This is a genomic window from Paenibacillus sp., from assembly GCF_031177825.1.
Lineage (GTDB): Bacteria > Bacillota > Bacilli > Paenibacillales > YIM-B00363 > Paenibacillus_AE.
The window spans coordinates 118,371-134,272 of record NZ_JAPSKE010000012.1; the positions used below are offsets into that span (position 1 = coordinate 118,371).

Here is a 15,902-nt window from a genome sequence, read left to right on the forward strand (position 1 = left end):
ATCCCTCCCTCTTTCTCCGAAAATATTGTAACGTATCCGTCGTCCGGGTGTCCACGACGAACCTCCTACCACCCCTCCCCGCTCCTCCACATCGTCCAGCAGCGCCCGGGAACGTCCGTCCGGAACGTCTCGATATTGCCGTTGTCGGCGACCGTGACGTACGCATCCCGGCCGTCCGCTCCGCCGAACGTCACATTCGTGCACTGCTTCCCGATCAGCGCGATCTCCTCCAGAAGCTCTCCCTCCGGGGACAGCTTTGCGATGCAGCCTTTGCCGAATCTCGTCACGTACAGATTCCCCGCCGCGTCGCAGCGCATCCCGTCCGATAGATGGTCCTCGAAACGGTGCAAGAGCCTCTTGCCCGACACCGCCCCCGTTCCGCTCACGTCATACGCCCATACGGTACGCTGCAGCGTCTCGGCCACGTACAGCGTTCGTTCGTCGGGGCTGAGCTCGATGCCGTTCGTCGTCCCCATGCCGGACTCGAGCAGCGCGGCGGTTCCGTCCGGATCGATCCTCCACAGCTGTCCGGTGCCGTCGTCCCAAAGCGGGTCGCTTGCGAACAGCGTCCCGTCGGCGCGGATCGCCAGATCGTTCGGTTGATGCATGCGCGGCTCATGGCAATGCACCGACACGCGCCGCGTCGAGAGCTCGATCTTCAGCACGTTATGGCCGGCGAAGTCCGCGACGAACAAGGCGCCCTCCTTCGGGTACGCCCGCATGCCGCAGCCCATGCTGCCTTCCGGCAGGGAGACGAAGAAGGAGACCTCCCCTCCGGGGGACACCTTCCCGATCGCCCGAGGCCGGCCGTCATTGTACGCGACGGCGTATAGATTGCCGTCCGGGTCGCAGGCGGGGCCTTCGATCCCTGCCGCGAACGCCCCTCGCTTCGTATACTCGCGCGCGAACGTCATTCGACCATCCCCGATCGTTCGATGCCCTCGGTGAACCAACGCTGCGCGATCATGTACACGATCAGCGGCGGCAGGATGATGAGGAACGCCGCGGCCATCTTCGGCCCTTCGGCGATCGGATCCTTGCCGGCGTCGGCGCCGAACGTCAGCGACTGGTTGCCGATCAGCTGCATCTCGAGCGCGCTGAGCCGGATGGATAACGGCGTGAACCCTTTGCTTAGAAACAGCGTCGCCTCGTAGTACATGTTCCAGTACCAGATGAAGGAAAAGAGGAACACCACGAGACAGGACGCGCTCGCGAGCGGAAGCATGATCCGGAAAAACAAACGGAACGCGGAGGCGCCGTCCATCCTCGCCGCTTCTTCCAGCGCCTTCGGTTGAGACAGGAAAAACTGGCGGAAAATAATGACGAACAACGCGCCGCGCAGCCCCTGCCCGAGCAGCGCGGGCACCAAGAAGACGAACGGCGTATGCAGCCACCCGAGCTGCTGGTAGATCATGTACAAAGGAACGATGGTAATTTGCGGCGGCACCAGGAACGTGACGATCGTCAAAAAGAAGAAGACGTTCTTCCCCGGAAACTGCAGACGGGCCAGCGCGTACCCGGTGATCGCGCAGGAGAACACCTGAAACGCGGAGCCGAACAAGGCGATCGTCAGCGTGCTCGCGAACGACTGCGGATAGACGAGTCCGTTCCAGGCGTCGATGAAGTTCTGCGGATCGACGTTCCGCGGGATGACCCCTACCACCGGGTCGATCAAGTCCTCCAAGCTCTTCATGCTCGTCGAGATCATGTCGATGATCGGACGGACGTACAAGAACGCGATGACCGTCAAGACGAGCAAAATGACGATCTTCGCGATCCAGCCGTCGTTCACGTTCTGCCCGACCGCAAGCCTCTTCAGCTGCAACGCCATCCGATTCGGCGTCCTCTCCGCCGTCCGGAGCCCCTCGAGCCGCCGCGCCGTTCTCTCCGGCTTCATCTTCGCCCGCCTCCCATCTCCGACGCCCGATACGTCAATCCGAGCGCCGCGCCGATACATAGTAAGACTAAACCGAAATACAACCATGCCATCGCGCTTGCGTATCCATACCCCGTCGTCGCCTTGAACATATTATCCTGCACGACCTTAAGGACAGGGTTGAACGGGTACGTGAACAAGTCGACGATCGTATACACCGCGTTCAGCCCGACGAACGGAATCATCGCGGGGTACGTAATTTTCCAAAAGCTTTCCCACGGCGACGCGCCGTCGACGCGAATCGCCTCGTACAGCGTTCGCGAAATCGTCTGGAAGCCGGCGAGGAAGATCAAAATTTGCACCCCGGAGTACCATAAGATGATCACCGCCTTGCTTAGCACGCTTACGATCGCCTCCGCGACGGAGCCTCCGAAGTACAAATCGACGACGTCCTCGACCCGGTATTGCTCCATGAACGGGAGCTCGCCCGAGCCTTGCCGGAACAGCTCCATCAACACCTGACCCGTCGCGAAGATGACGGGCAGGAAGAACACCGTCCGCATGAACCCCCGAGCCGGGAACTTCTGATTCAGCAGAAGCGCGACGAAGAACGCGAAAATTAAAATCAACGGAATCATGAGCAGCATTTCTTGAAAATACGTAATCAAGAGAATCGGATATTCGTTGTTCTCGAACAGCATCCGGTAATAATTTTCGAATCCGACCCAATGGTATTGAAAGCCGCCGCTCGTAATCGACACTTTATTGAAACTGTTGTATAACGACCACCCGACCGGGAAGAGAACGAAGGATAAAAAACCGACGATCCACGGGAGCATAAACAAGTACCCCATGCCATAAGTCTTCCAGCGAAACAGCAGGTACGCCTTGCGCTTCTCGACGCTCGAATTCACCGGTCTTCCCCGCCTCCTTCCTTTACGTAGAATTGCATCGCGTTATAGTCGACGGTGACCTTGGTGCCGTCTTCGTACGTCGTGACGAACACGCCGTCCTCCGCTCGCTCATGGTCTTCGATCCGCTGGTGGTACACCGCGGCAAGCGAATCGAATTTCGCGTATTCCGCCGCGATCCGATCCTTCCATACGGCGAATTCGCTGCTGTACACGTCGCCGTAATCCGTGTCGGTCAACGCGCGGCTCGGCGCGTACGTCAGCTTGAAGGAAGGGATCGCGCCGTATTCGATCGCTTTCAGCAAGTCGAGATCGTATTGATTGCGCAAATTGCCCGGCGTCGAAGTATAAGGAACCGCGCCGTGAACGGCGATCGGATAGAACGGCACCGTCTCGTCGACGATCAAGTCGTAGCTTGACTCCAGCGGAAATTCCTCGACCAGCTCCGCGTATTTCAGCGCATAATCGTACCCCCGCTTCACGCCGACGGAGCCGAATTCGTTCTTCGTATACCGGAGCAGCGACGAGTAGTAGTAGGCCGTGTCCGCTCTGGAGAGGCGCGCGTCGGCGTTATAGTCGCTGTACAGCAGGTTGCCGGGACCGTCGACGTAATGGATGCCGCTCGCCCCGATCCGCCCGAGCGCGTCGATCACTTCCTTCTGACCGCGAATCGCTTTCGCCGGATGCACGATGAAGTCGCCCAGCACGCCAGGGATCAGCGTGAATTCGTCGTTGAATCGGAATCGACCCTGGAGCACGGTGGAATCGATAGCCCGGACGCCGTCCGTTCTCATCGAGAAATCGGAGTGCTCCGGGCGCTTCCAACCGACGGTATCCTCGAACAGCACCGGAATCCCCTTCTCCTTCATCGTGCTTACGAAGGCTCTCGCGCCGTCCGTCCCGCCGATGTCTTTCGCGATCGGAAGCCGCTGGTCCGTGCTCGCGCGGCCGCTGCGCTGCCAGCCTTGGAAGGTGATCCGAAGGTTCGCGACCCCTTCTTGGAGCAGCTGCTCCACGATGCGCTCCGCCTGCCGGAACGTCGTGGCCGGTTCGTACCGATAACCGCCGAATTTCGGCTTCATTCCGCCGCCGATGAGCGACAGATGCAGCGGGATGCGTTCGGTCGGCGCAAGCCGCTCCGGCAGCATGTCGTTGTCCTCCAAGTACTGTCGGTACGCATGGGCCATCCCGACGTAATCGGCTTCGTCTCCATGAAGCAGCCGATATTCGACGCGCCGATCCGTCGACGCCCGCTCCGCTTCGATCGTCTTTACCTTCTCGTCCGTAAGCCCGCTCACTCTTCGCCCGTACTCCTGCCGATACGGGAAGTTGACGCTGAGCGAATGGTACGAAGAGACGATCCCGGACGGAAGGGCCCGGATCGACGCGTTATATTTCCCTTCCGACACGATCGCCGCGTACGCTTCGTCCCCTCTCGCAAGGCCGAATACGGGGTAACTGATCGGCTCCCGCTTCGGCTTGAAGAAGCCCTCTTTCAGATGGGCGGGATCGTCTCCGTAGATGGCGAAATCGTAACCTCTCACATGAGCCGGCGGACGGGAGTCGTACCGAATGATCCCTCCCGGACCGTCGGGAACGAAGAGGTAGCCTTCCTCTTCCTTCCCGGCGACCGCGCCGAAATACGGGAGCGGGTTGAGCGAGAACAACTTCATCTCTCCCGCCTCCTTCAAGCCCGCATCCGGAATGCGCAGCTCGAAGCCGGCTTCGGTTAAGACGTACTGCATCGCGAAGGAGAGGTTCAGCTCCCCGTAATCGTACGTGATTTGAATGCCGTCCCGGATCGGGACGTAGGTCGCGTTCAGCTTCGGATCGAGCGAATTGCTTTGGATTCGGCGCGTGCTCGCGCCGGCGACGTACTCTAAGATGAACGGGGACTGCAGGTTTTCAAGCAACGCCCCTTTCACCGTTTCCTTTTCGATTTGCGAGGCGGGCGGATTGCTCCTCCATAAAAATCCGCTCTCCTTGTTGCGGACCGCGATTTGGCTCGTCTTCGGATCGACGTACAGCGCGAATCGCCGATTTTGCGCGACTTCCGCGAAGCCGTCGGGGCCGGTCGGAGGCGCGACCCATGGATCTCCTTGGAACACCGGGAACGCGTTCCCCGGGGGGGCGTCGATCCCCATCTCTTGCAGGCCGGGGAGGCGATCCCACCGACCGCTCGCGAACAGGAGGCTTCCCGCCGTCAGAAGGCCCATCGCCAGAACGATCAAGAGCCGCGTCGAGACGCTTGTCGGCCATATCCTTCTAAGCAAGGAAGGTCACCTCCCGATAAATCTGCTGAATAAAGTCGTACAAGTTCACGCCGAGCCCGACGAGAATCGTGACGAAAATCCAGATGACGCCGATCGTAAACAATGTAATCCCGATATTTTTGACCGTTTCCGTAAACTCGAAATTATGCGTCACTTGCGTCATGACGAAAAACAGCAGACCGATCCAAACCCACATCGCTTGTTTGCTGACGTCGTATACGATCCACTCCTCGAATACGAGCACGTTGGACAGGAGCGTGATCGGAATCGTCATGACCGCATAGGGGACGAACGCGACGGCGCTGGCCTGCACGACTTCCCGGAAGCGTCCCTCGCCGCCTTTGACGGAGCTGACCAAATAATTGGCGACCACCCAGGTCAGCCACGGCACGAGCAGCAGGCCGACGGACAACGGAAGATTGACCTTATCCGCGTCGTAGGGAGAGGCGATGAGGCTGGATCCGAAAATCGAGTACAGATGGACGCCGACGACCGCCGCCAGAATCGTCGCCGTCGTCGCCCACGACAAGTTCCGTTCCTTCAACCGGTAAAACCCTTCGTACGGGTGAAACACGGCGAACCCTACGTCCCTGATTTCCGAACCGTATCGCAGCGCCAACGGGGGCCACGCGCGCTTGACGGCATAAGCTCTCCCCTTGCGGAACAGGAACGCGCCCCCCCATACGGCCGCCGCCAGCAGGAGAAGCGTCCAACCGAAGTAACGCTGGATCCACTCATAGCGTACGTACCAGAACGCATCCGAATAGTTCGCCGCGTCCCGCGCCTCTTTAAAATAACCGACGGCCGCGGCATACTTTCCTTCGCTGAGCTCGCTCTTGCCGAGTCCGGTGAAGGCGAAGTCCATCATTCCGTTATGCCGCATCACTTCTTCCCAATACGGCTTGCTCTTCTCGTACTCCCCCGCGAAATACAATTCGTTCGCCTTCAGGAACGTCTCGCCGAAGTCCGTTCTTTGGTATACTTGGACCGCATGCTGGGAGCTGTCCGCCACCCACACCTCGTCGGCGTCGCTGACGGCGATGCTGGCGGGAAAGCTCATGACGCCTTGCTGACGCGCCGTCTCGTCTTTGACGCCGAAGAAAATCATCTGGAACCCCGTCGGATCGTAGATGCCGACTTCGCCGAAGCGGAGGCTTAACGTATACATAAACCCTTGCGAATCCGTCACCGTGTCGACCAACTGATGGTCGAATTCCTTATTGCGGAATGCGTCGGCCCCGCCCGCGTTCAGCTTGCGGATTTGCCCGTCGCTGAGCCGCCCCGAGCTGGTCACCAGGAGGAAGCCGTCTTCCGTCAGCGAGACGTTGCCGATCGTATTCGGCCGGATCGCGGCTTCCTTGGCCAGCTGCTCCTTGGACAAGATCGTCCGCTTCAATCGGTCGAGCCAAGACAGCTTCGCCTTGTTCGCGCCGAAGAAGCCGGTGAATTGTCCCTCCGGGTTCATCCGAAACAACCCTTGATACGAATCCTTCACGACGATGTACATGACCCCGCGCCGGTCGACGACCAGCTTGGTCGGGACGAAATGGTACTCTTCGTAAAGCAATTCGGACTCGGGCTTCTCGAAGACGCGGAGCGGCCGGCCGTCCGCTCCGTATTTCACGATCGTCCGGCCCCCCGTATTGGCGACGTAGATCGTGCCGTCGTCCGCGACGTACACGCCTTCCGGACCTTTCAGCTTCCCCGGACCTTCTTCGGTGCCGATGCTCCGGACATAGTCCCCTTCGCGGTCCAATTGAACGATGCGGTCATTGCCCGTATCGGCGATATATACGCTGCCGTCTCGCGCGATAAACAGATCGCTCGGCGATTGAAGCGGCGTTTCCCAATCCGACCCGTCCACGACTTCCTTCGGGACGTAGATCGGTTGGATCGCCGACATGCGTCCGGTTTGGCGATCGACGAACCAAGTATCGTACGGAAGCCGGGCGGAAACGACGGCCGGCGCGAGCATGCATAACAAGCATATGGCTGCCAAAATTTTAGCGGATCGACGCATCTGCGGCCCCCCTTGTCTCCTCCATCTTATTTCACGCCCGAATGAAGCATCGTCTGGATCATCTTCCGCTGGAACAACAGGAACAACAACAGGTTCGGGAGAAACATCAGCAGGCTGATGGCCGCGCCGACGCTTGCCGCCGCGACGCCGGGAATATTGATCGTGAATGAAGTCATATAGAAGGCCATCGTCTTGAGCGTATCCTTCGTCGTGTAATACGTCGACGTCGTTACGTCCATAAACACGAGCTGGAACGTAATGATACAGATCGTAGCGACGGCCGGCGCCGTCAACGGAATCACGATTCTAGTAAACATGTACATATCCGTCGCTCCGTCGAGTTTGGCCGCCTCCAACAAGGCGTCCGGAATTTGATCGATGAACTGCTTCATTAGAAACACGGCGACCGGCGAAGCGACGAAGGGCAATATATGCGCCCAATACGTGTCTTTAAGCCCCAACCCGCTGACGACCAGGTACCGAGGAATGAGCACCATCTCGGGAACGAACATGAGCGATATCATCACCGTCGCCATAATGACCGACTTGAAGTGGAACCGGTGCTTCGACAAGACGTACCCGGCCATCGTGCTGACCAGAACGACGGCGGCGAGCGTAGAGACCGCCACGACGACGCTGTTGAATAAGTATCGGGTGAACGGGACCGCGCCGGCGGCGGCCTGCAAAAACAAATGGTCGAAATTTTGCATGGTCGGCTGCCGAACGAAGATCGGCGGCGGAAATAAGTAGAGCTCGTTCAACGGCTTGAACGCGTTATTGAACAGAAAGACGATCGGGATGAACATAAACAAGCCGATCGCGGTCAGAACGAAGAGCAGCAGCCATTGGGCAAAGGTCACCTTCCGGAGGGAGCGCATTATTCATCCTCCTTCGTTCGGAACAGCTTGTAACTGAGTCGCATCAGTCCGTACCCCATCAGCAGCAGCAGGACCGACAATGCGGAAGCGTATCCCCATTCGTATCGGAGGAACGCGTAATCTTCGATATGGTTGTTAATGAGATGCCCCGCGTAATTCGGGGTGACGACGACGCCGGTCAGCAACGTAGTGACCTCGCCCGCCTTCAGCGTATTCACGATCGACATGACCGCCCCGAACAGCATCTGCGGCTTCATGGAAGGAATCGTGATGTAATACACTTCTTGCAAGCTGTTCTTGATGCCGTCGATTCTGCCCGCTTCGTACAATTCCGTGTTCACGGTTTGCAATCCGCCCAGCATGGCCAAGAACCCGATGCCCATACTCGTCCATAAGGTAATAATGATGACGACCCACATGAGGGTTTTCGGATCTTGCAGCCAAAGCACCGGCGATTCGATCATGCCGAAGCGCAACAAGAGATTGTTCAAGTACCCGACGCGGTCGCCGCTGAACGTCGAAACCCAAATGACGGATAACCCGACTCCGACGGCCATCGAAGGCGCGTACAACGCTAACGTGAAGAAATCCCGAATCGCCCTTGGCAGCTGGTGAATCAACCAGGCGAAGAAGAATGCCAGCGCATAGCCGCCCGGTCCGACGATGACCGCGAATTTCAACGTATTGGGCAGCGTGTGCTTCATGAACACGAAATCCTGCGTCAGCATCGCGATGAAATGGCTGATGCCGACGAATCTCGGAAATCCGATCCCGTTGAAGGTGGTCATGCTCAGGAAGATCGCCATAAGCACCGGGACGACGATGAAGACGGAGAAGAGAATCAGGAACGGCGCCAAAAACAAATAAGATAGCCGATCCCGCCAACATTGTTTAGCGAACGAGACGATCCGACGCGCGAACGGGGGCGTTCCCGGCTTCCGGGAAGCCGCCCGCGCGGAAGCGGCCGTCGGGGAGAGTCGTGTAGGTTCCATGGCTTACTCCTTTCCGTACGGCTCGTCGTAGGTTTCAATATTCCATCCGTCGCCCGGTTCGATCCCGAATTCGACCTGCTTCCGGCGCATCTCCCGCATCAAGGACATCTGAGCTTCCTCCAGCGCTTCTCTCGGAGGCTCGCCCTCCAGCAGCGTCCGGTTCCAAGCGAAATCCATCTCCCGAGGAAGCATATAGTATCCGGGAACGAACGGCATGTTCTTAGCCCATCTCCACTGTTCGGATATCGCGAGCAGCTCTTCCTCCGTCCAAGGAACCGAGCGCATAGCGTTCAGGTTGGCCGAATGCCAGCGATACTCGACGCCGGCGAACGATTCGATATCGTTCGCATAGCGGGATTGGACGTCGTCCGACGTCCACCACTCCAGAAATTTCCACGCTTCTTCCTTCCGTTCGCTGGCGCTTAAGATCATGGCGGAGGCGAGGCCTTGCGACGTCCAGCGAACGACCGTGCCGTCGGGCGACTCGATGCCCGGAATCGGGAGCATCTTCCACTGGCCCGCCAATTCGGGGGCGGCGACCGTCAGTTGGATATACATCGAGATATCCCCTACGCCTACCGGGATGCTGCCGAAGCGGAAATGGTTGAAAAATTCCGGCACGTCTCTCGGCAAGTCGTATTTCGCGAACCAATCCGTCCATTGCTTGAACGCCGCATACCCTTCCTCGCTGTTCAACGTCGGCCGCAGCCCGTCGGGCGCGTAGAAATCCGCGCCGTGCTGATAATACGGCGTAATGAAGTCGGGCTTCCGGGACATGAACGTCATCGCGCCTTGATCCAGCGTCGACAGCTTCGGAAACATAAAGCTCATGGCGTTCTCCTGCAGCGTCGGCAGCATGGCGAGCACGTCTTCCCACGTGTTCGGCGGCGCCAGTCCGAGTTCTTCCAATATATCCGTCCGCACGAACAACATATTGTACGTTACGGTTTCGGGAAGCGCATACACTTTGCCGTCTACCGTGTACGAACGCATCACGCCCGGGGTAAACCGGCCGAATACGTCTTCGAAGTTTTCGAATCTCGTCAAATCCTGGGCCGCGCCGCGCATCGCGAAATCGGCGGGAACCTCCATGCCGAACCCTAGCGCTACGTCCGGCTGCTGACCGGCCGCCGCGCTCATCAACAGCACGTTCTGGTTTGCGACCAAGTTGATGTTGACCGGAATTCCCGTCCTCGGGGTGAACTCTTGGGCGATCATCGACTCGAGCAAGTCCACGTAGTCTCTTCCCCGTTGGACCCAAACCGTCAACGCCCCCTCTTCTTTCCCGACCCCAGCGTCGTAAGGCTGGAAGAACGAGCGCGCGAAGTTGACGCCGGCGTACCGCACTTTATCCCAGGTGTCCGGCAATCGGTAATCCGGATCCGCTCCCGGCGCGCGCACGACGAGGAAGTCGAGATGCATCGGTTGATTTTCGATCGTCTTCGTCCACGTATTCAAATTCGTTTTGATTTCCGCGAACGCGGCTACGTCGTTGGGCAAATTGTCGACGTCGCGAAGCAGCCCGTTCAAGCGGCTGACGGCGTCGTCCAGAGCGGTCGTCGAATCCGTCGCGCCTTGATACAACCCTTTCAGGTATGCGCTGACGAGCGCGATCTCGTCTCTAACGGCGATCAGCTTCGACTCCATCTCGGGATCGTACTTATCCATCTCCCATACTCTGGACGGATCGACGTTCACGACGCCGCCGTATCCGTAATTTCCGGAGATGGCGCGAACCTTCCGCTCGATGTCGCCGATATCGACGCTCAACCGGTTCAATGCGATAATGACGGGCCGAATCGTCGAATTGTCGACGGTCATCTCCAGCAGATGCTTCCCTTCCGTTAAATAAAACAAGTACGGATTTCCTTGCTCGTCGGCGAGCGGCGCGATGTCCATGGCGGAATTCGCCGCGAATTCGTATCGAAGCAATTCGCGGAACGGCACGCGGCCGTCGATCTTGATCGTTCGGTAGACGCTCGCGTTGCCGTTGTACCCGCGGAACGATTTGACGTCGATCGCATATGCGCCGGTCTCCGGCACGTCCACTTCCCATGCGACCGAATCGCCGGGATCCTGCCAATTCGTGCCCCCAAGCACGTTGTAGACGATACGACCTTCCGGGTCGGGCGACACATGCGGCTCGCTAATGCTGATCGGCCGCGTTCTCGTCGACGTCTTGTATGCGAACCGTTCGGCCTCGACTCGGCTATGCCACGCGCTCGACGCGTCGGATTTCGGCAGCTCGGCGGCGTACTCCGAATAGGACGGAATCGGCTCCGGCGCAGCCAACGCGATTCGATAGATGGACAGGGGCTCCTTCACGCCGACGAACCGGATCGTGTGCTCCCCTTCCGCGAGCGCGAACCGAAGCGGCTCCGCCGAAAGGGAATGATCCGAGAGCCGCTTCGTCGTCCACCCCGACACTTCCGTTTGGACCGGCCGGATCTCGTTGGCGATCGCGTTGCGGTCGTACGGAAACTTGCTGTCCCGCCACATTCGTTCGAACCCGATCCTTCTCGCCTCGCGGAACGGGTATTCGCCGTCGATCTGAACGCCCCGGATCGCATTCGAATAGCTGCCCGGCAGAGGCGCGTAATCGACGACGATCTCGTACCATCCGTCCTCCGGCGCTTCCACCTTCCATTCCACCCACCCCTTCGAGTCGTTCCAATCGACGACGTTCGCCCGCTTCGCCTCGTCGTATCGGATTCGAAGGGTCGCCTCCTCCGAGGCGGCCGAATAGTCCGCCGCGAGCACCGCGGAGGGCGCTCCTTCCGCCTGCGGCATCGATCGAACCGCTTCGCTGCGAATCCATTGGAGGTAAGGGACGGGGCCTTCGTCGTCCGCCGGCGATCCGATCAAGTCGTACAAGCTCTCTTCGGCGATAACGGGGTACGCGGCCGGCTCGGTCGACGCGAACCGCCAGACGAGCGCCGCCGCGCAAGCGGCCGCCGCCCCCGCGACGGCAAGTCGTCTTGCGATCCTCCCGGATTTCTTCATGAACGCTCCTCCCGATACGTGAACGCGCGGCCGCTCTCCCGGTCGAAAAATCGAGCCTTATCCATCCGGACGGCGATTCGGATCGGGTCTCCCGGACGCGCGGGCGCATGCGGCTCCGTCCGCAGCGTGAACGTATGCTCGCCGACCGTCGCGTACAAATACGTATCCGAGCCCATCGGCTCCCGCATCTCGACCGTGGCGGCGCCTTGCCAGTCGGGGTACCGTTCGATCGCCCATGACTCGCAGGCGACATGTTCCGGGCGCACCCCCATGACGACCTGCCGCAAATTCGTCTTCGCCGACTTGATCTCGGGCAGGCGGTTCTCCGGTATTTTCAAATGCAGGCGCTTCGTTTCGAAAAAGTATTCGCCCCCCGACTCGACGATCGCGCCGTCGATGAAGTTCATCTGCGGCGTGCCGATAAACCCCGCCACGAACAGGTTCGCGGGCTCGTCGTACAACTGCTGCGGGGGGGCTACCTGCTGAATGTTTCCATCCTTCATGACCACGATGCGCGTCCCCATCGTCATCGCTTCCGTCTGGTCGTGGGTCACGTAGACGACCGTCGTCTTCAGCTGGCTGTGCAGCTTGGCGATCTCCATCCGGGTTTGCGTCCGCAGCTTCGCGTCCAGGTTCGACAGCGGTTCGTCCATGAGAAACACCTTCGGCTCCCGCACGAGCGCGCGGCCCAATGCGACGCGCTGCTTCTGCCCGCCGGACAGCTGGTTCGGCTTCTTCGCGAGGAACGGCGTAATTTCCAGCATTCTAGCCGCCCGATTGACGCGAAGCTCGATTTCGTGTTTGGCGACCTTGTGCAGCTGCAAGCCCAAAGCCATATTCTCGTATACCGTCAAGTTCGGGTATAACGCGTAATTTTGGAACACCATCGCGATATCCCGGTCCTTAGGGGATACGAAATTCATAAACTTCCCGTCGATGTAGATATCCCCCTTGGACACCTCCTCCAAGCCGGCAAGCATGCGCAGCGTCGTCGACTTGCCGCAGCCCGAAGGTCCGACCATCACCAGAAACTCCCCGTCCTCGATCTCCAGGTGGAAATCGTTGACCGACGGCCGAGTCTCGCCTTTATAGAACTTATATACATGATCGAACGCCACGTTCCCCATGAGCGGCCCCCCTCGAACGTTGTGATTTGTGAATTTAATTTATATACGTGAAAGTATAACGCGATTATCCTAAAAATGACAGCGGAATATTCAAAATCGTTGGACGTTTTCGAAATAATATTTTTTAGCATATGTGAAATATTTTTGTTGACTTGAAATTATGACGTGATTAAAATCGAGGCAAGAACTTCCAATTACTCACGGCGTCGCGTACAGGGAAGCGCTTACTATTTTTTTCGGGGGGGAAATGCGTTGAAATTAGGATGGTGGAAGGTTCGAGGCATTATCGCGGTGCTGCTTGCGGTCATGGTTGCGTTGTCCGCATGTTCCGGGGGCGGAACGAAATCCGGGACGGAAGAGCCGCCGGTCGAGACGCCGCCTGCGACCGGCGAGACGAAGACGCCGCCTGCCGACGAGGCGAAGCCGGAGCCGGAGCCGGCTCCCGAAGACCGACAGCCCGTCGAGCTGACGATTCACGGCTGGTTTTTCAGCCCGGCGCTGAAGGCGACGATCGCGGCTTTCATGGAAGAGCATCCTTGGATCACGATCAAAGAGAACACCTCGATCAACCAGGCCGTCATTAACAACATCATCGCCGGCGAGGAGTCCGACCTCGTCATTCTGGACCGCGGATTGACGGAATGGGTATCGAACGGCAACGACCTGTTGGAAGACTTAAAGCCTTACATCGCCGTGGACGAAAGAATGCAGAACGCGAAGATGGTCGAAGGCTTGCTGGAGTCGTTCACGACCGGCGGCAAGACGTATGCCCTCCCGTGGACGGACATCCCGATGTGGATCGCCGTCAACAAAGAGATGCTTAGCAAATATGGCATGGAGATGCCCGGCAAAGATTGGACGTACGACGACTTGCTCGAGATGGCGAAGACGGCGACGAACAAGGACGCCAACGACTGGGGCATGTTCGGCCTCGCCGGCGACATGAACGACATCCGCGCGATCGCCAACGGCAGCGCGGGCAGCGCCCGGTTGCTGAGCGAAGACCGGACCAAGAGCGTAGCGGATTCGCCGGAGGTGCTGGCCGATCTGCAGTGGTCGCAGGATTTGATCCGCAAGTGGAACGTGCAGCCGAATCCGGAGCAAATCAAGGAGAACGGCTTTAACGCCGATCCGGCCGTGAACTTCGTCAACGGGAACGTGTTGTTCATCACCGGGGTGGATTGGATCTTGCCGACGCTCCAGCAGGCGACCTTCGAGTGGGACGTTCTGCCGTTCCCGCGCGGCACGGAGCGGCAAGTCACGCTGCACCAAGTCGGCCCGATGTCGATGGTGAAGGCGTCGAAGCATAAGGAAGAAGCGTTCATGTTCCTCAGCTATCTCTTCAGCGAGAAAGCGCAGAAGCTTAGCATCGACAACGGTTCGGGCTCGTGGGTCATCAGTCCGGAGATCGACGCGCATTACGAGCAAACGAGCATCTGGAGCGGGAAGGACGTCGAAGCGGTCAAGATGTCCGCGCAGATGTGCTGCTACTGGAACGATATGAACGTGATGGACCTCGGCGATTACGTGAACAACGTCAGCGCGAGGATCAGTCGGATTATGACGGAAGGCGGGGACTTCAGCGAGGTGATCCCGTTCGTCGAGGAGTACAATCGGAAAGCGGCGGATACGCGCAAAGCGTTGGGCTGGTAACCGTCTTTTATCCCGCGTAGGCTGCCGGCGGCGGGTCTGCTCCGACGCAGGCGGCCTCCGGCACGCCGAACCGAGCGAAATTTCTACGAGAGGAACATGGCGATTGGAAAACAAGATCAACTCGTACGGCACGGAAGTCGTCCCCTTCTCCGTAACGACGCAGTCGGACACCTTGCTGTTTATTTCGGGGCAAGGCGGATTCGATCCGATCACGGGCGAGCTGGCGGCGCACGATCTGGAGGGCCAAACCGTGCGCACGATTCAAAACGTCGCGGCGATCCTGTCGCAATCGGGCGTTACGCTGGAGGACATTCTCAAAGTCAACGTGTACCTTTCCGATCGCAAGCATTACGAGGGATTTAACCGGATATACGCCGAGCTGATCCCCCGTCCCTACCCGGCGCGAACGCTTGTTTACTGCGAATTGAACTTCGATCTGCTCGTCGAGATCGACGTCATCGCAAGGCTGAAACGCAAATAACGACCATGGCCCGCTTGCTGCGTCGAACGCAAGCCGGCCATGGTCGTTTCTTTTCGCCTCAGCGATCCGATGCGGCGAACACGAGGGCGCCGAATCGTTCGGATCGGTGGAAATCGACGGCGCCCGTCGGCGACCATGCCCAGAAATGGCGCCGCCCCGAAGGGTCCGCGTCGATTCTGTACAGGTTCCATCGCCATGTCGTTCCGGCGTCCGGCCGCTTCTCGAAATTATCGAACGGAATCGAGATTTCGTACGTCGTCTTCCCCGCTTCCCGGACCGCCGTCGTATGTAAACCTTCCGCATCCCACGACGTGTCGACTTGAATGTTCCCTTCCAGATCGTTGACGATTTTTGCGTCGAACACCGCGTTCAGCGGGTTGATCTCCAGCTCCATGTAGCGCTCCCCCGCCCCCGCTTCGTCGATAAACACTTCGACGACGTCTTCGTCGTAGAGCGGATCGTCCCGCCGCGTCATCGCCGCGGAGATGAAATCGTCTTCGCACTCGAACCGAATCCGCAAAGCATCGTTCGTCCACACGGCTTTCGCTTCCGTTCGCTGCCGGGGGACGCCGCCTGTGACGACATCCATGAGTACCGCCGCATCCGCGCGTTCCCAAGGAATCGCTTCGCCGGGTTTCGCCTCGACGTATCGACAGACATATTGCATGGCCATAGCCTCCTTCCGGTC

At 59.0% G+C, this 15,902-nt stretch carries 12 protein-coding genes; 2 read left to right on the forward strand and 10 right to left on the reverse strand.

Features of this window, described 5'->3' with window-relative positions; translation table 11 throughout:
* Positions 1-65: 65 nt before the first annotated feature.
* From RIN49_RS15670 to RIN49_RS15710, 9 genes are read right to left on the reverse strand one after another with little or no spacing between them, the layout of a single operon-like run.
* On the reverse strand, positions 66-914 hold the full coding sequence (locus RIN49_RS15670) for an SMP-30/gluconolactonase/LRE family protein (protein WP_309121105.1): 849 nt from the start codon (positions 912-914) through the stop codon (positions 66-68).
* Complete coding sequence (locus RIN49_RS15675) at positions 911-1,897, reverse strand: carbohydrate ABC transporter permease (protein WP_309121106.1); 987 nt, start codon at positions 1,895-1,897, stop codon at positions 911-913. The genes RIN49_RS15670 and RIN49_RS15675 overlap by 4 nt, the downstream gene beginning before the upstream one ends.
* Complete coding sequence (locus RIN49_RS15680; protein WP_309121107.1) at positions 1,894-2,790, reverse strand: carbohydrate ABC transporter permease; 897 nt, start codon at positions 2,788-2,790, stop codon at positions 1,894-1,896. Before RIN49_RS15680 ends, RIN49_RS15675 begins: the two co-directional genes overlap by 4 nt.
* Positions 2,787-5,060 carry a DUF5696 domain-containing protein gene (locus RIN49_RS15685; RefSeq protein ID WP_309121108.1) on the reverse strand — a complete coding sequence of 758 codons (2,274 nt, stop codon included), beginning with the start codon at positions 5,058-5,060 and terminating at the stop codon, positions 2,787-2,789. The genes RIN49_RS15680 and RIN49_RS15685 overlap by 4 nt, the downstream gene beginning before the upstream one ends.
* Positions 5,053-7,080 carry a YIP1 family protein gene (locus RIN49_RS15690; protein ID WP_309121109.1) on the reverse strand — a complete coding sequence of 676 codons (2,028 nt, stop codon included), beginning with the start codon at positions 7,078-7,080 and terminating at the stop codon, positions 5,053-5,055. Before RIN49_RS15690 ends, RIN49_RS15685 begins: the two co-directional genes overlap by 8 nt.
* 26 nt (positions 7,081-7,106) lie before the next feature.
* Positions 7,107-7,958, reverse strand: a complete 852-nt coding sequence (locus RIN49_RS15695) for a carbohydrate ABC transporter permease (protein ID WP_309121110.1) — start codon at positions 7,956-7,958, stop codon at positions 7,107-7,109.
* Positions 7,958-8,950: a carbohydrate ABC transporter permease gene (locus RIN49_RS15700; RefSeq protein WP_309121111.1), complete on the reverse strand. Its 993-nt coding sequence runs from the start codon at positions 8,948-8,950 to the stop codon at positions 7,958-7,960. The genes RIN49_RS15695 and RIN49_RS15700 overlap by 1 nt, the downstream gene beginning before the upstream one ends.
* 3 nt (positions 8,951-8,953) lie before the next feature.
* Positions 8,954-11,953, reverse strand: a complete 3,000-nt coding sequence (locus RIN49_RS15705) for an extracellular solute-binding protein (RefSeq protein WP_309121112.1) — start codon at positions 11,951-11,953, stop codon at positions 8,954-8,956.
* Entirely contained in the window at positions 11,950-13,080 is a 1,131-nt protein-coding gene (locus RIN49_RS15710; RefSeq protein ID WP_309121113.1) for an ABC transporter ATP-binding protein, read from the reverse strand. Before RIN49_RS15710 ends, RIN49_RS15705 begins: the two co-directional genes overlap by 4 nt.
* Before the next feature lie 252 nt (positions 13,081-13,332).
* Here RIN49_RS15710 and RIN49_RS15715 point away from each other — a divergent pair, with 252 nt between their 5' ends.
* Positions 13,333-14,733: an ABC transporter substrate-binding protein gene (locus RIN49_RS15715; RefSeq protein ID WP_309121114.1), complete on the forward strand. Its 1,401-nt coding sequence runs from the start codon at positions 13,333-13,335 to the stop codon at positions 14,731-14,733.
* Positions 14,734-14,836: 103 nt separating this feature from the next.
* Positions 14,837-15,214 carry a RidA family protein gene (locus tag RIN49_RS15720; RefSeq protein ID WP_138195091.1) on the forward strand — a complete coding sequence of 126 codons (378 nt, stop codon included), beginning with the start codon at positions 14,837-14,839 and terminating at the stop codon, positions 15,212-15,214.
* A gap of 58 nt (positions 15,215-15,272) precedes the next feature.
* Here the strand turns inward: RIN49_RS15720 and RIN49_RS15725 are convergent, their stop codons facing one another.
* Positions 15,273-15,881, reverse strand: coding sequence for a carbohydrate-binding family 9-like protein (locus tag RIN49_RS15725; RefSeq protein ID WP_309121115.1), 609 nt, complete (start codon positions 15,879-15,881; stop codon positions 15,273-15,275).
* Positions 15,882-15,902 lie beyond the last annotated feature (21 nt).